Below are 17,455 nucleotides of genomic sequence, written 5' to 3'. Positions count from 1 at the left end.
TCCGGGCCATTGAAACGCTCCGAGATCAAACCGTCCGGAACGCCAGCACCACGTTGTGCCCACCGAACCCGAACGAGTCGTTCAGCGCGGCGATACGCCCTTCGACGGGCAGCTTACGAGCCTCACCCCGGACGACATCCGCATTCGCCTCGGCCTCGGGGTCGAGGTTCTCCACGTTGATCGTCGGCGGAGCCACCCGGTGGTACAGCGCGAGCACGGTCGCGACCGTCTCGACACCACCGGCACCACCCAGCAGATGCCCGGTCATCGACTTCGTCGCGGACACCGCGAAGTGGTCCGCATGGTCGCCGAACACCTTCCGCAGCGCCTTCAGCTCGGCGATGTCCCCGGCCGGCGTCGACGTCGCGTGCGCGTTGACGTGCACGATCTCCGCCGGGTCCAGGTCGTTGCGGTCCAGCAGGTTCTGCAGGGCGTGCGAGATGCCCCGCCCCTCCGGCTCCGGCTGCACGATGTCGTGCGCGTCGGCGGAGATGCCCTGCCCGACCGCCTCCGCGTACACCCGGGCCCCGCGCTTGGCGGCGTGCTCGGCGGACTCCAGGACCACGACACCGGCGCCCTCACCGAGGACGAAACCGTCGCGGGCGGTGTCGTAGGGACGCGACGCGCCCTGCGGGTCGTCGTTGTTCTTGGACATCGCCATCATGTTGCCGAACGCGGCGATGGGCAGCGGGTGGATCGCCGCCTCCGTGCCACCCGCGACGACGACGTCGGCACGGCCGGTGCGGATCATCTCGATGGCGTATCCGATGGCCTCGGCGCCCGAGGCGCAGGCGGAGACCGGCGTGTGCACGCCCGCCCGGGCGCCCACGGCCAGACCCACGTTGGCCGAGGGGCTGTTGGGCATCAGCATGGGCACGGTGTGCGGGGAGACGCGGCGGACGCCCTTCTCCTTCAGCACGTCGTACTGGTCGAGCAGGGTCGTCACGCCGCCGATACCGGAGGCGATGACCGCGCCGAGCCGGTCGGGGTCGACGGCCGGGTCCTCGCCTGCCTTCGCCTCGAAACCGGCGTCGGCCCAGGCCTCCTTGGCCGCGACCAGCGCGAACTGCGCCGAGCGGTCCAGGCGGCGCGCCTGCGGCCGTGGGATGACCTCGGTCGGCTCCACGGCCACCGGGGCCGCGATCCTGACGGCCTGATCGGCCGCCCACTCCTGCTCCAGGGGCTTGACGCCGGAACGTCCGGCGATCAGGCCCTCCCAGGTAGAGGCTGCGTCGCCACCCAGCGGTGTGGTTGCGCCGATACCGGTGACGACCACGGTGCGATTGGTCGAGCTCACGGGAATTCTTTCTCCAACGGATCCGAGGATTAAGCGGCGCCACCGCCGGGTGGCGGGGCAGTCAGCCCAAGGGCCTGATCGGCCGATCAGCCCTGGTGCTTGAGGATGTAGTCGGTCGCGTCACCGACGGTCTTGAGGTTCTTGACGTCCTCGTCGGGGATCTTGACGTCGAAACGCTCTTCAGCGGCGACGACGACCTCGACCATGGACAGCGAGTCGACGTCCAGGTCGTCGGTGAAGGACTTGTCCAGCTGGACGTCCTCAACCGGGATGCCGGCGATCTCGTTCACGATCTCGGCGAGACCGGCGACGATCTCTTCCTGAGTGGCGGCCATGTCGGCGCTCCTTCGTAGATATTCAGAGGGTGTGGCAGGTGTTTCCGCCCGTGCCGGATCGCATGATCCGGCACGGAGTGCCTAGGGGAGGGTAACGACAGTCGCGGCGTAGACGAGACCCGCCCCGAAGCCGATGACGAGCGCGGTGTCGCCGCTCTTCGCCTCGCCGGTCGCCAGGAGCCGCTCCATCGCGAGCGGGATCGAGGCGGCCGAGGTGTTGCCGGTGGTGCGGATGTCACGGGCGACCGTGACGTGCTCCGGCAGTTTCAGGGTCTTCACCATCGAGTCGATGATCCGCACGTTGGCCTGGTGCGGGATGAAGACGTCCAGGTCGTCCACGCTGATCCCGGCGGCGTCCAGCGCCTGCTGGGCGACCTTCGCCATCTCGAACACGGCCCAGCGGAACACCGCCTGGCCTTCCTGGGTGATCGCGGGGAACTTCTCGACCGTCCCGTCGCGGTAGTCCGTCCAGGGCACCGTCTGCTTGATGGTCTCGGACTTGTCGCCCTCCGAGCCCCACACGGTCGGGCCGATCGCCGGCTCCTTCGCCGGGCCGACCACGACCGCGCCGGCACCGTCGCCGAACAGGAAGGCCGTCGCGCGGTCCTCCAGGTCGGTCAGGTCGCTCAGCCGCTCGACACCGATCACCAGGACGTACTCCGCCGAGCCCTCGACGACCATGCCCTTGGCGAGCGTGAGGCCGTAGCCGAAGCCGGCGCAGCCCGCCGAGATGTCGAACGCGGCGGCCTTGGCGGTGCCCAGCTTGTCGGCGATCTCGGTGGCGACGGCAGGGGTCTGCTTGAAGTGCGAGACCGTCGAGACGATCACGCCGCCGATCTGCTCGGCGGAGATCCCGGCGTCGGCGATCGCCTTGCCGGACGCCTCGATCGACATCGCGGCGACCGTCTCCTCGTCGTTCGCCCAGTGCCGGGTCTCGATGCCGGAGCGCGAGCGGATCCACTCGTCGGACGAGTCGATCGTCTCCAGGATCACCTCGTTCGGCACGACCCGGGTCGGGCGGTAGCCGCCGACGCCGAGGATGCGCGCGTACGGGGCGCCCTTGCTGGGCTTGATCTTCGCCATGCTCTCGGGCTCCTTCTCAGGCACTCTGCTCGGCGATGAGCTCGCGGGCCGCGTCGAGGTCGGCGGGGGACTTCAGGGCCAGCGTCTTCACGCCGGGCAGGGCCCGCCTGGCGAGGCCGGTGAGGGTGCCGCCGGGGCACAGCTCGATCAGGGCCGTGACGCCGAGGCCCTTGATGGTCTCCATGCACAGGTCCCAGCGGACGGGGTTGGCGACCTGGCCGACCAGACGCTCCAGCGCCTCGGTGCCGGCGGCGACGGCCTGCCCGTCCTTGTTGGAGACGTAAGGGAGCTTCGGGTCGCCGGGCGCCAGGGCCTCGGCGGCCTTCGCCAGCGTGTCGACCGCGGGGGCCATGTGGTGCGTGTGGAACGCGCCCGCGACCTTCAGCGCGACGACCTTGCGCACGCCCTCGGGCTTGTCCGCCTCCAGCGCGGCGAGCTGCTCCTTGGTGCCGGCCGCGACGATCTGGCCCGCGCCGTTGATGTTCGCCGGCGTCAGGCCCAGCTTCTCCAGGTGCGGAACCGTCACGGCGGGGTCGCCGCCCAGCAGCGCGGCCATGCCGGTCTCGGTGACCGCGGCGGCCTCGGCCATGGCGAGCCCGCGGGTGCGGACCAGGCGGAGCGCCTCCTCGTGCGGGAGCACGCCGGCGAGCGAGGCGGCGGTGAACTCGCCCACGCTGTGCCCGGCGACGGCACCGACCTTCGCGGGCAGGTCGGCCGGGTCGTCGAAGAGCAGCTGCGCGGACGCCAGTCCGGCCGCGACCAGCAGCGGCTGCGCCACCGCGGTGTCGCGGATCTCCTCCGCGTCGGCCTCGGTGCCGTAACGGATCAGGTCGATCCCCGCGGCGTCGGACCATGCCTCAAGGGCACCGCGGACACCGGGGAGGTCGAGCCATTCAGTCAGGAAGCCGGGCGTCTGAGCGCCCTGGCCGGGAGCGACGAGTACGAGCACTCTCACACTCTCTCTTGGGGACGGGCACGGCCGCCCGTGGGGACAAGGACGAAGAACACGGGGGGGTTTTGTCGAGCCCCGACAAAACCTTAGGGCTGGAGATCTCCATCGACCAGACGCCCCAGGATCAACGCGATCCGCAGTGTGAACGCAGAGCGTACATCGGAGGGTGACCAACCGGTGACGTCAGTCACACGTCGAAGCCGGTAGCGGACGGTGTTGGGATGGACGAACAGCATCCGGGCGGCGCCCTCCAGACTGCTCGCCTGTTCGAGATAGACGCTGAGGGTTTCCAGGAGCGCGGCCCCGGCCTCCTCCAGCGGTCTGTAGATCTCCTCCACCAGCTGCTCACGCGCCGAGGGATCACCGGCCATCGCCCGCTCCGGGAGCAGGTCGTCGGCCAGGACCGGGCGCGGGGCGTCCTGCCAGGCGGAACACGCCTTCAGCCCCGCCGCGGCGGCCTGCGCGGACCGGGTCGCGGCCTGCAGGTCGGGCACCACCGGGCCCGCCACGACCGGCCCGGCCGCGAACGGGCCGATGAGCGACTTGGCGACGGCCAGCGGGTTGTCGCTGCCGCCCGCGATGACGACCAGCCGGTCGCCGAGCACACCGGTGAGCACCTGGAGCTTGGCGTGCCGGGCCGCCCGCCGTATGGCCTCGACGGTCAGTTCGCTGTCCCCGTCGGGCGCGGTGCCGAGCACCACGCACACGTGCTCGGGGGAGTTCCACCCGAGGGCGGCGGCCCGCGACACGGCCCCCTCGTCGGCCTCGCCGCTGAGCACGGCGTTCACGACCAGGGACTCAAGACGGGCGTCCCAGGCACCCCGCGCCTCGGCGGCCTGCGCGTACACCTGGGCCGTCGCGAAGGCGATCTCCCGGGCGTAGACGAGCAGCGCCTCGCGCAGCACCCGCTCGTCGCCGGGGGCCGCGACCTCGTCGATCGCGCTCTCCATGACCTCGATGGTGGTGCGCACCATCTCCACGGTCTGGCGCAGTGTGATCGCCCGGGTCAGCTCGCGCGGCGCGGTGCCGAACACGTCCGTGGAGATGGCCTGCGGGGCGTCCGGGTAACGGAACCACTCGGTGAACGCGGCGATGCCCGCCTGTGCGACCAGGCCGATCCAGGAACGGTTCTCCGGGGGCATGGCCCGGTACCAGGGCAGCGTCTCGTCCATCCGCGCGATGGCCTGCGCGGCGAGCGATCCGGACGACTTCTCCAGCCGCTTCAGCGTCGCGGCATGGGGATGGACGTCGTGGGCTGCGGCTTCGTTCTTACCGGTTTCGGGTTCGGGCACGGGACAAGACTGCCTTATCCGGACGGGAAGGTGGGCCGCCGGGTCTACGGTGGGCTCCGTGATGGACATTCGGCGCGCAGGCGAGCGCTACCGGGGCGGTGACCCGGCGGCCGGAATCGAGAGCCGGCACGCCTTTTCCTTCGGGTCCCACTACGACCCGGACAACCTCCGTTTCGGCGCGGTGCTCGCGTGCAACGAGGAGCGGCTGGCGCCCGGGGCGGGGTTCGACGAGCACCCGCACAGCCACACCGAGATCGTGACCTGGGTGGTGGAGGGCGAGCTGACCCACCGGGACTCCACCGGGCACGAGTCGGTCGTACGGCACGGCGATGTGCAGCGGCTCAGTTCGGCGGGCGGCGTGCGGCACGTGGAGCGCAACGACGGCCCGGAGCCCCTGACCTTCATCCAGATGTGGCTGGCCCCGCTGCGGCCCGGCGGCGAGCCGTCCTACGAGGTCGTCCGCGGCATCGCCGACTCGACGCCCTACGCCGTCCCGGAGGCAGGCGCGCTGCTGCACGTACGGCGGCTGGCGGCGGGGGAGCGGACGGCCGTGCCGGACGGGGCGTACGCGTACGTGCACGTCGTCCGCGGCGAGATCCGCCTGGACGGCGAGACACTGGGCGCCGGTGACGCCGCCCGGATCACGGACGCCAAGGGCCTGGAAGCCGAGGGCGCGACCGGGGCGGAGCTGCTGATCTGGGAGATGGGCCTCGGCTAGAGCTCGGCCCGCACCGCGTCCGTGAACGCCGGCCACGCCTCGATCGCCCACGGCCCGAACGCCCGGTCCGTCAGCGCCACGCAGGCCGCTCCCGCGTCCGGGTCGATCCACAGGAACGTACCCGACTGCCCGAAATGCCCGAACGTACGCGGCGAGGACGACGAGCCCGTCCAGTGCGGCGACTTGGAGTCGCGGATCTCGAACCCGAGCCCCCAGTCGTTGGGGTTCTGGTGGCCGTACCCCGGCAGGACGCCCTTGGTGCCCGGGTAGTGCACGGTCATCGCCTCGGCGACCGTGCGCGGATCCAGCAGCCGCGGCGCCTGCACCTCGGCGGCGAACCGCAGCAGGTCCTCGACCGTCGACACCCCGTCCTTGGCCGGGGAGCCCTCCAGGGTCGTCGAGGTCATGCCCAGCGGCTCCAGCACGGCCTGCCGCAGGTACTCCCCGAACGGGATGTCGGTGGCCTTCGCGACATGGTCGCCCAGCTGCTCGAAGCCGGCGTTGGAGTACAGCCGCCGCTCCCCGGGCGGGGCCGTGACCTTGTGCTCGTCGAAGGCGAGGCCCGAGGTGTGCGCGAGCAGGTGCCGGACCGTCGACCCGGGGGGACCCGCGGGCTCGTCGAACTCGACGGCCCCCTCCTCGTACGCGACGAGCACCGCGTAGGCGGCCAGCGGCTTGGTCACCGACGCGAGCGGGAACCGCTGCCCGGCCGGGCCGTGGGTGCCGGGGACGGTGCCGTCCGCTCGTACGACACCCGCCGCAGCGGTGGGAACCGGCCAGTTCTCGATCAGGGCGAGGCTCTTCAGCGACATGCGTTCGAGCCTATGCGCTCAGAGCGTGAGTTCCAGCAAGGGGTCGGGCTTGGGCCGGAACCCGAGGGAGACGTACAGCGGCTCTGCCTCCGGCGAGGCGGTGAGCTGCACGCGCCGGGCACCGCGCTCGCGGAACCAGTCCAGCAGCGTGGTCGTACAGGCCCGCGCGTAGCCCCGGCGCCGCGCGTCCGGGTCGGTGGCGACGCTGAACACGAAGCCCACCATGCCGTGCGGGTCCCCCGGCTTGCCGATGCGGTAGTCGATCGTCCCGGCCACCAGGGAGGCCAGCGCTCCCGGCCGCTCGGGGTGGTCGACGACGAACGCCACGAAGTCCCCGTCCGGTTCGCCGAGTCGGGCCCTGAGGGCGGGGAGGGACTCCCCGTGCCAGGCGACGGAGGGATCGGAGGCGAACACCGCGTCGATCATGACCTGACGCAGGCGCAGGACTTCCGCGGCGTCGGCGGGCAGGGCGCGACGTACAACACTCATGAGTCCGTACGCTAACCATCCGGATCAAGAGACGTCCTGCCGATTTCTTACCGTCGGCGCTTGCTTGGAGTGCACTCCAAGGTTCTAGCGTTGGGGCCATGACGGTGATGGAGACCACGGGGACCAGGACCGACACCTGCGCAGGCCCGCCGCGGCAGCAGAACCGGCGCCCGGACGGCGACGACCACTACACGATCAGCGAGGTCGTCGCCTTCACCGGCCTGACGGCACACACCCTGCGCTGGTACGAGCGCATCGGCCTGATGCCGCACATCGACCGGTCCCACACCGGCCAGCGCCGCTACACCAACCGCGACCTCGACTGGCTCGACCTCGTCGGCAAGCTCCGCCTGACGGGCATGCCCGTCGCGGACATGGTCCGGTACGCGGAACTGGTGCGCGAGGGCGACCACACCTACGGCGAGCGCTTCCAGCTGCTGAAGACGACCCGCGAGGACGTCCTGGCCAGGATCGACGAACTCCGGGGCACGCTCGCCGTGCTCGACCGGAAGATCAGTTTCTACGCGGACGCCGGGCACGCCCTGGCGTCGGAGAGGTCCCGATGACGGACGGCAGGATCACGACGGCGCAGCTCGGCGACCACGGACCCGAGGTGAGCGTCCAGGGCCTCGGCTGCATGGGCATGAGCTTCGGCTACGGCCCCTCGGACGCCGACACGTCCCGGGCCACGCTGGACCGGGCGCTCGAACTGGGCGTCACCTTCTACGACACGGCCGACGCGTACGGGGCCGGCGAGAACGAGCGGTTCCTGTCGCCGTTCTTCAAGGCCCACCGTGACGAGGTCGTCATCGCGACCAAGTTCGCCCTGTCGATCCCCCCGGACGATCCCACCCGCCGGGTCATCCGCAACGACCCGCCCTACATCCGCCAGGCCGTCGAGGCGAGCCTGAAGCGCCTGGACGTCGACGTCATCGACCTCTACTACATGCACCGGCGCGATGTGAACGTGCCGATCGAGGAGAGCGTCGGCACGATGGCCGACCTGGTCCGCGAGGGCAAGGTGAAGCACCTCGGGCTGAGCGAGGTCACGGCGGACGAACTGCGGGCCGCGCACGCCGTCCACCCCATCGCCGCCGTGCAGTCGGAGTGGTCGCTGTTCAGCCGGGACATCGAGACGCACGTCGTCCCCGCGGCCCGCGACCTGGGCGTGGCCCTCGTGGCGTACTCACCCCTCGGCCGGGGCTTCCTCACCGGCTCTTTCACCGACGCCGAGCAGGACCTCAGCGCCGGTGACTTCCGCCGCCGGCAGCCCCGCTTCACGGGCGACAACGCCACGGCGAACGCGACCCTGCTGGGGCTGATCCGCTCGGTGGCCGAGGCCCATGACGCGACCCTCGGTCAGATCGCCCTGGCCTGGGCCCAGCAGCAGGCGACGGTCCACGGCCTCCCGGTCATCCCGATCCCGGGCACCCGCAAGCCCTCCCGGGTGGAGGAGAACACGGCGGCGACCGGCATCGTCCTGACCGACGAGCAACTGGACCTGCTGGACGGCATAGCGGCCCAGGTGGCGGGCAACCGTTACGCGGACATGGCGTTCACGTCAGCGGGCCGGGAGTAGCGAAGCGCCCCTTCAGGGGCGCGGGGAACTGCGCGACCGGCCACATACGGCCCGCACCCGCCGGCGCGCAGCACCCCGCAGACGCTAAAGCTCAGAGAGCAACTCGGCCTTTTTGACCGAAAACTCCTCATCCGTCACCAACCCGGCCTGATGCAACTCACCCAGGTGACGAATGCGCTCGGCGATGTCGGCGGGATCCCGCCGCGGCGCGGGCACCGCCGCCACCGGACTCGACGTCCGCACTGCCGCCAACACCGCGGCAGCGAACGGCAGCGACTCGTGCACGGGCCCGTACCCCAGCCCGAACACCACCGCCGCGGGATCCTGATCGGCCTGGGCCGCCGACGCTTCCGCATCCCGGCGCAAAAGCCGCAAGTGCCCCTCGAAGACCTCCGGCGACCGCCACTCCACCCCGTTCAGCTCCCCGACGGAGAAGCTCTGGTCACCGGCCTTCCACTTCGCCGACGACGCCCCCGTCCAGAACCAGCGGAAGTTCACGGTGCGTCCGTCGAAGGTCGCCTTCCCGTCGTACGCCTTGAAGGACAACGGCCCCTCGGGCGGCTTCACGAGGAACCGGTCCGCCGGCCCGGACTCGGTCAGCAGCGGGCGCAGCTCGTCGGCGTAGTACTCGGCGAGCACCTCCCGCTCGGCGGGCAGCACCAGCCGGTAGGGATCGCCGCTCTCCTTCAGCTGCCCGGCGGCCGCCTCCATCAACGGGTCCGCCCCGGGACGCGGCTCGACGCGCAGCACGACCGTGCCGCGCTTCCCGCGGGTCAGTGTCACCCCGGCGATCGCCTCCAGGGGCACACGGCGTTCCCCGAGAGCCTGGAACAGCTTGGGTGTTCGAATCCCCCGTTCGTAGCGGATGAGCACGGAGTCGGACTCGAACTCCCAGGCGGCATGAAATCCGGCCAGTACGTCACCCATGCGGCTCATCGTATGCGGCACGAGCTCCTCCGTCCCCCTCTCGAGCAGACCGCAATTTCTTCGCCTCTACGCGCGTCAGGCCGCCGCCGCGCCGGACAAACCGGTACGGCAGACGCCGTCTTCGTGCGCGCAGTGCACCGAGCGGTATGCGCCAACGCCGATCTCTGCGAAATTGAACAGACTTGCCGTCCCGGGCTCGAAGTAGCCCGCGTGCCCCTTCGCGCCGGCCGCCGACAGCACCCGCGCGCCGAACCCGGCGGACACCGGATCGGCTCCGTGGCCCAGCCCGCCGACCTCCAGGTAGGGCACGTCCTGGATCCAGTCGTCGGAGTCCCGCATCGCCCACACCCGGGCACTGGTGTGCAGCTGGGCGGCCTTCTCGACGCGCATGCCGGGGCTGCCGGCCACCGCGATGTCGGACACCCGGCCCGGCAGCTGGTGTGCGGCCACGCCGCACACCACGGAGCCGTAGCTGTGGCAGAACAGCGAGACCGGCGACCTGCCCGGCAGGGCCCGCACGAGCGCGTTCAGCCGTACGGCACCCTCCTCGGCGCGCATCGCCGTGGCCGAGTCGATGCCGAGTCCGCTGGGCGCCGTGTAGTCGGCCCAGGCGATGACGGCCGTCCGGGTCGAGGGGCTCACCTGCCGCTCGGCCGCGTACAGGGACTTGGCCATGCCGACGGGCGCCGCGTACTTGCGGTGCGTGCGCTGGAAGGTGAGCAGGTCGGTGTCGACACCGGGGACGACGACCGAGACCCGCTCCGCCCCGCGCAGGTCGCCGAAGACCTCCGCCACCCGCCCCGAGCCCTCCGGGTCGAAGGCCAGGATGTGCCGGCCCTTCTCCATGAGGTCCTCGAAGCGGTGCATCCTGCGCCCGGCCTCGTGCTGTCCGGCCCGGGTGAGGCGCTTGTCGTGCATGCGTTCCCGCTCGACCTTGCGCGCCTTCGCGAGCGCGAGATGGTTGGCGCGGTAGCGCAGCTCGACCGGCGCGCCGTTCATGTTGCCCACCGCGAGCGAGTACTTGCGGACCAGGGTCGTACGGTCCTGCTCGGTGAGCGACGCGAAGAAGCGGGCCAGCCTCGTCGGCTCGGACTGCGGGTCCGGCAGCCGGTGCCCGCCGATCCGGCCGTGCTCCCAGGCGGAAAGCGAGGCTTGGAGCGGTGTGGGGCCCCGCTGGTTGCGCAGGGCCGTCCAGCCGGTGGTCGCCAGCATCACGAAGACGACGGCCAGGGCGAGCAGTGCGCGCCAGACGTTCAGTTGCGGGGAGGTGTCGAAGGAAGTCACTGAAAGGACACACTAGGAGAACGAGAGGGTCTCGCGTTAACCAAGTGACCGGGATCACGTTTCGGTGTATGTCCTAAGGGGACTGCTCCGCACGCCAGTTCCCGGCCAGTGCGGGACCCACCTGATCCAGGTATGTCGTGGTGAGTTCGCGCATGCCGTCCAGGGTGAGGTCGCCGCCGGTGGACCACAGGCGCTCGGTGACGCGAATCACCCCGCCGAAGAGGGCGACGACGATCCGCGGCCGGGGGTCCGCGTCCACGTCGAGCCCCTCGCGCTCGGCGATGATGCCCGCGAGCTGCTCCTCCAGCTCCGCGGACCGCCGCAGATGGGCGGCGAGCAGCGCGGGCGTCGACTCGATCACCCGGTAGACGCGCAGGTGGAGCTCGATCGGCACGAGTTCCACCACGGCCTCGTTGATCGCGTCCCAGCTCTCCAGCACGGCCCGGCGCAGCGCCTCCAGCGGCACCTCGTCCGGCGGCCGGGTGCGCAGGGCCTCGACGACGAGCGTCTCCGCGAGGCGCGGCACGAAGAACGCCGTCTCCTCCTTGCCGGCGAAGTAGCGGAAGAAGGTGCGCTGCGAGACGTCCACGGCGGCGGCGATGTCGTCGACGGTCGTCTCCTCGTACCCGCGCGTGGCGAAGAGTTCCAGCGCGGCCCGCAGCAGTGCGTCCCGGGTGCGCCGCTTCTTGCGTTCGCGCAGGTTCAAGGCCGGCCTCTCGTCCGAAGTGTTTGCCCAGTTCAGGCTATAGGGGGATGTCGTGTCAGTTACCGACTAGTGAATCCGTTTGTCAATTGTCAGTGGCTGTCATTAGCCTCGAAGGATGACTAGTCAGACCACCATCGACACGACGGGACCGGGGGGCAAGGTACCGGCGACGCCGTCGGACGCGACGCCGGGCAAGGGGCTGCGAGGGCACCCCTGGCTCACCCTCATCACCGTCGCTGTGGGGGTCATGATGGTGGCCCTCGACGGCACCATCGTGGCCATAGCCAACCCGGCGATCCAGAAGGACCTCGGCGCCACCTTCGCCGAGGTCCAGTGGATCACCAACGGGTACTTCCTCGCCCTCGCCGTCTCCCTGATCACCGCGGGCAAGCTCGGCGACCGCTTCGGCCACCGGCAGACCTTCCTGATCGGCGTCGTCGGCTTCGCCGCCGCCTCGGGCGCCATCGGCCTGTCGGACAGCATCGCGTTCGTCGTCGTCTTCCGCGTCCTGCAGGGCCTGTTCGGCGCGCTGCTGATGCCGGCCGCGCTCGGCCTGCTGCGGGCCACCTTCCCGGCCGAGAAGCTGAACATGGCCATCGGCATCTGGGGCATGGTCATCGGCGCGTCCACCGCGGGCGGCCCGATTCTCGGCGGCGTGCTCGTCGAGCACGTCAACTGGCAGTCGGTGTTCTTCATCAACGTGCCGGTCGGCGTCCTCGCCGTCGTCCTCGGCGTGCTGATCCTGCTCGACCACCGCGCCGAGAACGCCCCGCGCTCCTTCGACCTCCTGGGCATCGCCCTGCTGTCGACCGCGGTGTTCTGCCTGGTGTGGGCGCTCATCAAGGCCCCGCCGTCCGAGTGGGGCTGGGGCGACGTCAAGACCCTCGGGTTCCTCGGCGCCTCCGTGCTCTGCTTCGCGCTCTTCGCCTTCTGGGAGACGAAGGTGAAGGAGCCGCTGATCCCGCTCGCGCTGTTCCGTTCCGTGGCGCTGTCCGCGGGTGTCGTGCTGATGGTGCTGATGGCCATCGCCTTCATGGGCGGCCTGTTCTTCGTGACGTTCTACCTCCAGAACGTGCACGGCATGAGCCCGATCGACGCCGGTCTGCACCTGCTGCCGCTCACCGGCATGATGATCGTCGGCTCGCCGCTCGCCGGCGCGATGATCACCAAGTTCGGCCCCCGTGTCCCGCTCGCGGGCGGCATGGCGCTCACCGCGATCGCCATGTACGGGATGTCGACCCTGGGGACGGACACCGGCAGCGGCGTCATGTCGCTCTGGTTCGCCCTGCTGGGCCTCGGCCTTGCGCCGGTCATGGTCGGCGCCACCGAAGTCATCGTCGGCAATGCCCCGATGGAGCTCTCGGGCGTCGCGGGCGGCCTCCAGCAGGCCGCCATGCAGATCGGCGGCAGCCTCGGTACGGCCGTGCTGGGTGCCGTCATGGCCTCCAAGGTCAACAGCGACCTCGCCGGCAACTGGGAGAAGGCGGGCCTCCCGCCGCTCACGCCGGAGCAGGAGCACCAGGCCTCCGAGGCCGTCCAGGTCGGAGTGCCACCGGTGGCGCCGGGCACGCCGGACGCGATCGCCGCGAAGATCACGGGCGTCGCGCACGACACGTTCATCTCCGGCATGAGCGCGGCCTCGCTCGTCGCGGCCGGGGTCGCCGTGGTGGCGGTACTGGTCGCGTTCCTCACCAAGCGCGGCGAGAACGCGGAGGCCGGTGCCGGCGCGGCGCACATCTGACGCTCGACGGCGGCTTGTTCACCTATCCGGGTGAACACCACCGCCGAACTCTCCCCTCCGGCACGCGCCGCAGGTCACAGTGGGTCAAGTCCTCCGCAGGGCATGGAGGGTGGACGCTGCGGCGCGCTGCCGGAGGGGGGCAGCGCGCAGGCAGCGGGAATTGAAGCGTGCCGACGGGGTACTCGCCATGTCGTACCCGAATCGAACCCCAACCGATCGAGGGTTTACGGGAGTTGATGATGGCGAGCTTCGGACACGGTACGCGCAGGCACCCCCGCTCACGTGGCCGGACGTGGTCACGGACCGGGACGGATCGCGCGACGCTCGGACTCATCGGAGTCATCTGCGCCGTTGCAGGCTTCTTCGTGCTGGGGATCATTCTCGGTCCCGCCGCGGTGGTCTGCGGCTGGCTCGCCATGGGCCGCTCATGGTCGGGCGCACGCCCCACCGCGGCCGTGGTCGCCCTGGTCCTGGGCGCCATCGACACGCTCCTGGCCATCGTCTGGCTGTCCGGAGCGGCCACACCGGGCATGGGCATGCTCTGACCCGAGTGCGGCGAGGGAAGGGCCTCCGGCGATACACCGGGGGTCCACCTTCGTGCCCGGCGCTACTCGGCCGGCGTCCCCTTGAGCGCCGCCAACTCCCCGCGCAGCGCCCGCACCTCCTCGGTCAGCTCCCGGATCGCCTCGGTCTGCCGCCGCTCCTCGACGTCGTCCTTCTCGAACCGTGCGATGAACCAGGCGGCGATGTTCGCCGTGACCACACCGAGCAGCGCGATCCCGGACAGCATCAGACCGACCGCGAGCATCCGCCCCAGGCCGGTGGTCGGTGCCATGTCCCCGTACCCCACGGTGGTCATCGTGGTGAACGCCCACCAGACCGCGTCCCCGAGGGTGTGGATGGAGGCACCGGGCTCGTCCCGTTCCACCTCCAGCACGGCCAGCGCACCGAAGACGAGCAGCCCCAGGCACGATCCCGCGACGTACGTGGTGACCCGGACCTGCGAGGCCATCCGCGCCCGTTGCCCGGCGAGGAACAGCATCGACACCAGCTTCAGCAGCCGCAGCGGCTGGGCCAGCGGCAGCACCACGGCCAGCAGCGCCAGCGGATTGCCGCGCACGAACCGCAACCGGTCCTCGGCCAGCCACAGGCGGACCAGGTAGTCGGCGGCGAAAGCGGCCCACACCGCCCAGTTGGTGACGTGGCACGCGGTGAGCAGGTCCTGCGGAGCCCTCGGGGCCACGATCGGTATGGCGTAGGCGATCGCGAACAGCACGGCGAGCGCCAGCAGCGGGCCCTGGGTGCGCCGCTCCCAACGGGCCAGCGTGGTCGAGGCGGTCATCGGGAGCGTCATGGGAAGCATGGTAGGAAACGCGCGGGGCGGCACCTCTCGGGTGCCGCCCCGCGGAAACCGCCCTCGGCGTCCTACGCGTCGCCGCCCGCCGCTCCCGGGTCGGCGGCCGACACGTCGAGCAGCTGGTACCGGTCGATGGCCTGCTTGAGCACGGACCGGTCGACCTTGCCCTCACGGGCCAGCTCGGTCAGCACGCCCACCACGACCGACTGCGCGTCGATGTGGAAGAACCGCCGGGCGGCACCGCGCGTGTCCGCGAAGCCGAAGCCGTCGGCGCCGAGCGACTGGTACGTCTGCGGCACCCAGCGCGCGATCTGGTCCGGAACCGCCCGCATCCAGTCGGACACGGCCACGACCGGCCCCTCCGCGCCTGCGAGCTTGCGCGTCACGTACGGCACCCGCTGCTCCTCCTCGGGGTGCAGCAGGTTGTGCTCCTCGCACGCCACGGCCTCGCGCCGCAGCTCGTTCCAGGAGGTCGCCGACCAGACGTCCGCCTTGACGTTCCAGTCCTCGGCCAGGATCTTCTGCGCCTCGATCGCCCAGGGGAGCGCGACACCGGACGCCAGGATCTGCGCCGGGATCGAGCCCGCCGTGCCCTCGCTGAACCGGTAGAGGCCCTTGAGGATGCCGTCGACGTCCACGTTGTCCGGCTCGGCCGGGTGCTGGATGGGCTCGTTGTAGACGGTCAGGTAGTAGAAGACGTCCTCGCCGTGCGGGTGCTCCTCGGAGCCGCCGTACATCCGGCGCAGGCCGTCCTTCACGATGTGGGCGATCTCGAAGCCGAACGCCGGGTCGTAGGCGACGCAGCCCGGGTTCGTCGAGGCCAGCAGCTGGGAGTGGCCGTCCGCGTGCTGGAGGCCTTCACCGGTCAGCGTCGTACGGCCCGCGGTCGCGCCCAGGACGAAACCGCGCGCCAGCTGGTCGGCCATCTGCCAGAACTGGTCGCCGGTGCGCTGGAAACCGAACATCGAGTAGAAGACGTAGACCGGGATGAGCGGCTCGCCGTGGGTCGCGTAGGCCGAGCCGGCGGCGATCAGGGACGCCGTACAGCCCGCCTCGGAGATGCCGTCGTGCAGCATCTGGCCGTTCGGCGCCTCCTTGTAGGCGAGCAGCAGGTCGCGGTCGACCGACTCGTACTGCTGGCCGAGCGGGTTGTAGATCTTCGCACTCGGGAAGAACGAGTCCATACCGAAGGTGCGGTACTCGTCGGGTGCGATCAGCACGAACCGCTTGCCGATCTCCTTGTCCCGCATGAGATCCTTCAGGAGCCGGACGAAGGCCATCGTCGTCGCGATGGACTGCTGGCCCGAGCCCTTCTTCACGGTCGCGTACGTCTTGTCCTCGGGCAGCGGCAGCGGCTTGGAGCGCACCACACGCGTCGGGACGTAACCGCCGAGAGACTTGCGGCGGTCGTGCATGTACTGGATCTCCTCCGAGTCCCGGCCCGGGTGGTAGTACGGCGGTACGCCGGACTCCAGCTCCTTGTCCGGGATCGGCAGGTGCAGACGGTCGCGGAAGCGCTTCAGGTCGTCGACCGTCAGCTTCTTCATCTGGTGCGTGGCGTTGCGGCCCTCGAAGTTCGGGCCGAGCGTCCAGCCCTTGATCGTCTTGGCGAGGATCACCGTCGGCTGGCCCTTGTGCTCCACGGCCGCCTTGTACGCCGCGAAGATCTTCTTGTGGTCGTGACCGCCGCGGCCCAGGTGCAGGATCTGGTCGTCGGTCATGCCCTCGACCATCGCCCGCAGCCGGTGGTCGTCACCGAAGAAGTGGTCGCGGATGTACGCGCCGGTCTCCGTGGCGTACGTCTGGAACTGCCCGTCCGGCGTGGTGTTCATCTTGTTGACCAGCACGCCGTCGCGGTCCTGGGCGAGCAGCGGGTCCCAGCTGCGGTCCCAGACCAGCTTGATCACGTTCCAGCCGGCCCCGCGGAAGATCGACTCCAGCTCCTGGATGATCTTGCCGTTGCCGCGCACCGGGCCGTCCAGGCGCTGAAGGTTGCAGTTGACGACGAAGGTGAGGTTGTCCAGGCCCTCGCGGGCGGCGATGGACAGCTGCCCCAGCGACTCCGGCTCGTCCATCTCGCCGTCGCCGAGGAACGCCCAGACCTGCGACTTGGAGGTGTCGGCGATCCCGCGCGCCTCCATGTAGCGGTTCATGCGCGCCTGGTAGATCGCGCCGATCGGGCCGAGGCCCATCGACACCGTCGGGAACTCCCAGAAGTCCGGCATCGACCGCGGGTGCGGGTACGACGACAGCGCGTACGGCGCCTTCGACTTCTCCTGGCGGAATCCGTCCAGGTGCTGCTCGCTGAGCCGGTCCAGCAGGAACGCGCGGGCGTAGATGCCCGGCGAGGCGTGCCCCTGGAAGAAGACCTGGTCACCGCCCAGGCCGTCGTCCTTGCCGCGGAAGAAGTGGTTGAAGCCGACGTCGTAGAGGGAGGCGGAGGACGCGAACGTGGCGATGTGGCCGCCGACGCCGATGCCCGGGCGCTGGGCCCGGGACACCATCACCGCGGCGTTCCAGCGGGTGGCGTTGAGGACCTTGCGCTCGATGTCCTCGTTGCCCGGGAAGAACGGCTCGCTCTTGGTGGGGATGGTGTTGACGTAGTCCGTACTGCGCATCTCCGGCACGGCCACGCGCTTCTCACGGGCCCGCTCGATCAGCCGCAGCATCAGGTAGCGGGCCCGCTCGCGGCCGCGCTCGTCGACGGCGGCGTCGAGGGAGTCGAGCCACTCCTGCGTCTCTTCGGGATCGAAGTCAGGAACCTGACTCGGAAGGCCGCCAATGATGATCGGGTTGCGATCGGATGCGGAAGCCACGCTGTTCCTTAACTGTCAGAGGGCCTGCGAGGGCCGCTGTTTCGCTGTCGTCGCCGGGGCGTCGTCG

Annotated in this window: 17 protein-coding genes; 5 read left to right on the top strand and 12 right to left on the bottom strand. The window is 70.5% G+C overall.

Annotated features, from left to right (window positions below):
* Positions 1 to 25: 25 nt before the first annotated feature.
* The 5 genes from fabF to fasR all read right to left on the bottom strand — a co-directional run bounded on the left by fabF (position 26) and on the right by fasR (position 4,959).
* Complete coding sequence (gene fabF, locus OO68_RS00900) at positions 26 to 1,297, bottom strand: beta-ketoacyl-ACP synthase II (protein ID WP_033306130.1); 1,272 nt, start codon at positions 1,295 to 1,297, stop codon at positions 26 to 28.
* Positions 1,298 to 1,383: 86 nt separating this feature from the next.
* Positions 1,384 to 1,632 carry an acyl carrier protein gene (locus OO68_RS00895; protein ID WP_003989952.1) on the bottom strand — a complete coding sequence of 83 codons (249 nt, stop codon included), beginning with the start codon at positions 1,630 to 1,632 and terminating at the stop codon, positions 1,384 to 1,386.
* Between the two features lie 81 nt (positions 1,633 to 1,713).
* On the bottom strand, positions 1,714 to 2,715 hold the full coding sequence (locus OO68_RS00890; protein ID WP_033306129.1) for a ketoacyl-ACP synthase III: 1,002 nt from the start codon (positions 2,713 to 2,715) through the stop codon (positions 1,714 to 1,716).
* Positions 2,716 to 2,731: 16 nt separating this feature from the next.
* Positions 2,732 to 3,664, bottom strand: coding sequence for an ACP S-malonyltransferase (locus tag OO68_RS00885; RefSeq protein ID WP_033306128.1), 933 nt, complete (start codon positions 3,662 to 3,664; stop codon positions 2,732 to 2,734).
* Between the two features lie 89 nt (positions 3,665 to 3,753).
* Positions 3,754 to 4,959 (bottom strand): fatty acid biosynthesis transcriptional regulator FasR, encoded by a 1,206-nt coding sequence (gene fasR / locus OO68_RS00880; protein WP_033306127.1) that lies wholly within the window; start codon positions 4,957 to 4,959, stop codon positions 3,754 to 3,756.
* A gap of 61 nt (positions 4,960 to 5,020) precedes the next feature.
* On the opposite strand from fasR, the gene OO68_RS00875 reads away from it, so the two are divergent.
* Positions 5,021 to 5,677, top strand: a complete 657-nt coding sequence (locus OO68_RS00875) for a pirin family protein (RefSeq protein ID WP_033306431.1) — start codon at positions 5,021 to 5,023, stop codon at positions 5,675 to 5,677.
* Here OO68_RS00875 and OO68_RS00870 read toward each other — a convergent pair.
* Together OO68_RS00870 and OO68_RS00865 are read right to left on the bottom strand one after the other, a co-directional pair.
* Positions 5,674 to 6,489, bottom strand: a complete 816-nt coding sequence (locus tag OO68_RS00870) for a serine hydrolase domain-containing protein (RefSeq protein WP_033306126.1) — start codon at positions 6,487 to 6,489, stop codon at positions 5,674 to 5,676. The two genes, OO68_RS00875 and OO68_RS00870, sit on opposite strands and share 4 nt — an antisense overlap.
* 18 nt (positions 6,490 to 6,507) lie before the next feature.
* On the bottom strand, positions 6,508 to 6,978 hold the full coding sequence (locus tag OO68_RS00865; RefSeq protein ID WP_033306125.1) for a GNAT family N-acetyltransferase: 471 nt from the start codon (positions 6,976 to 6,978) through the stop codon (positions 6,508 to 6,510).
* A 98-nt stretch (positions 6,979 to 7,076) separates the two neighbouring features.
* Between OO68_RS00865 and OO68_RS00860 the strand changes: the two genes are divergently transcribed.
* Together OO68_RS00860 and OO68_RS00855 are read left to right on the top strand one after the other, a co-directional pair.
* Positions 7,077 to 7,544 carry a MerR family transcriptional regulator gene (locus tag OO68_RS00860; RefSeq protein ID WP_033306124.1) on the top strand — a complete coding sequence of 156 codons (468 nt, stop codon included), beginning with the start codon at positions 7,077 to 7,079 and terminating at the stop codon, positions 7,542 to 7,544.
* Positions 7,541 to 8,557 (top strand): aldo/keto reductase, encoded by a 1,017-nt coding sequence (locus tag OO68_RS00855; RefSeq protein ID WP_033306123.1) that lies wholly within the window; start codon positions 7,541 to 7,543, stop codon positions 8,555 to 8,557. Before OO68_RS00860 ends, OO68_RS00855 begins: the two co-directional genes overlap by 4 nt.
* Positions 8,558 to 8,641: 84 nt before the next feature.
* Here the strand turns inward: OO68_RS00855 and OO68_RS00850 are convergent, their stop codons facing one another.
* From OO68_RS00850 to OO68_RS00840, 3 genes are all read right to left on the bottom strand, one after another.
* Positions 8,642 to 9,493: a DUF4429 domain-containing protein gene (locus tag OO68_RS00850; protein ID WP_033306430.1), complete on the bottom strand. Its 852-nt coding sequence runs from the start codon at positions 9,491 to 9,493 to the stop codon at positions 8,642 to 8,644.
* Positions 9,494 to 9,559: 66 nt separating this feature from the next.
* Positions 9,560 to 10,768 (bottom strand): alpha/beta hydrolase family protein, encoded by a 1,209-nt coding sequence (locus tag OO68_RS00845; protein WP_033306122.1) that lies wholly within the window; start codon positions 10,766 to 10,768, stop codon positions 9,560 to 9,562.
* Positions 10,769 to 10,841: 73 nt separating this feature from the next.
* The gene (locus OO68_RS00840; protein WP_033306121.1) at positions 10,842 to 11,474 is read right to left on the bottom strand and encodes a TetR family transcriptional regulator; all 633 of its coding nucleotides are present in this window, start codon (positions 11,472 to 11,474) and stop codon (positions 10,842 to 10,844) included.
* Positions 11,475 to 11,589: 115 nt separating this feature from the next.
* Here OO68_RS00840 and OO68_RS00835 point away from each other — a divergent pair, with 115 nt between their 5' ends.
* The gene (locus tag OO68_RS00835) at positions 11,590 to 13,215 is read left to right on the top strand and encodes an MFS transporter (protein ID WP_033306120.1); all 1,626 of its coding nucleotides are present in this window, start codon (positions 11,590 to 11,592) and stop codon (positions 13,213 to 13,215) included.
* A 236-nt stretch (positions 13,216 to 13,451) separates the two neighbouring features.
* Positions 13,452 to 13,760, top strand: coding sequence for a hypothetical protein (locus tag OO68_RS00830; protein ID WP_033306119.1), 309 nt, complete (start codon positions 13,452 to 13,454; stop codon positions 13,758 to 13,760).
* 62 nt (positions 13,761 to 13,822) lie between these two features.
* On the opposite strand, the gene OO68_RS00825 is transcribed toward OO68_RS00830, so the two are convergent.
* Positions 13,823 to 14,569, bottom strand: a complete 747-nt coding sequence (locus tag OO68_RS00825; RefSeq protein ID WP_245236870.1) for a potassium channel family protein — start codon at positions 14,567 to 14,569, stop codon at positions 13,823 to 13,825.
* 71 nt (positions 14,570 to 14,640) lie between these two features.
* Entirely contained in the window at positions 14,641 to 17,388 is a 2,748-nt protein-coding gene (aceE, locus tag OO68_RS00820) for a pyruvate dehydrogenase (acetyl-transferring), homodimeric type (protein WP_033306118.1), read from the bottom strand.
* Positions 17,389 to 17,455 lie beyond the last annotated feature (67 nt).

This window comes from Streptomyces iakyrus, from assembly GCF_000717055.1.
Classification (GTDB): Bacteria; Actinomycetota; Actinomycetes; order Streptomycetales; family Streptomycetaceae; genus Streptomyces; species Streptomyces iakyrus.
The sequence above is the reverse complement of the archived record's forward strand: the minus strand, read 5'-3'. Positions and strand labels throughout refer to the sequence as shown.

Excerpts from the sequence above, each read along its gene's own strand:
- OO68_RS00895 (WP_003989952.1), bottom strand. The coding sequence starts at position 1,632 with ATGGCCGCCACTCAGGAAGAGATCGTCGCCGGTCTCGCCGAGATCGTG.
- OO68_RS00890 (WP_033306129.1), bottom strand. The coding sequence starts at position 2,715 with ATGGCGAAGATCAAGCCCAGCAAGGGCGCCCCGTACGCGCGCATCCTC.
- OO68_RS00875 (WP_033306431.1), top strand. The coding sequence starts at position 5,021 with ATGGACATTCGGCGCGCAGGCGAGCGCTACCGGGGCGGTGACCCGGCG.
- OO68_RS00870 (WP_033306126.1), bottom strand. The coding sequence starts at position 6,489 with ATGTCGCTGAAGAGCCTCGCCCTGATCGAGAACTGGCCGGTTCCCACC.
- OO68_RS00865 (WP_033306125.1), bottom strand. The coding sequence starts at position 6,978 with ATGAGTGTTGTACGTCGCGCCCTGCCCGCCGACGCCGCGGAAGTCCTG.
- OO68_RS00860 (WP_033306124.1), top strand. The coding sequence starts at position 7,077 with ATGACGGTGATGGAGACCACGGGGACCAGGACCGACACCTGCGCAGGC.
- OO68_RS00855 (WP_033306123.1), top strand. The coding sequence starts at position 7,541 with ATGACGGACGGCAGGATCACGACGGCGCAGCTCGGCGACCACGGACCC.
- OO68_RS00850 (WP_033306430.1), bottom strand. The coding sequence starts at position 9,493 with ATGAGCCGCATGGGTGACGTACTGGCCGGATTTCATGCCGCCTGGGAG.
- OO68_RS00835 (WP_033306120.1), top strand. The coding sequence starts at position 11,590 with ATGACTAGTCAGACCACCATCGACACGACGGGACCGGGGGGCAAGGTA.
- OO68_RS00830 (WP_033306119.1), top strand. The coding sequence starts at position 13,452 with ATGATGGCGAGCTTCGGACACGGTACGCGCAGGCACCCCCGCTCACGT.
- OO68_RS00825 (WP_245236870.1), bottom strand. The coding sequence starts at position 14,569 with ATGACGCTCCCGATGACCGCCTCGACCACGCTGGCCCGTTGGGAGCGG.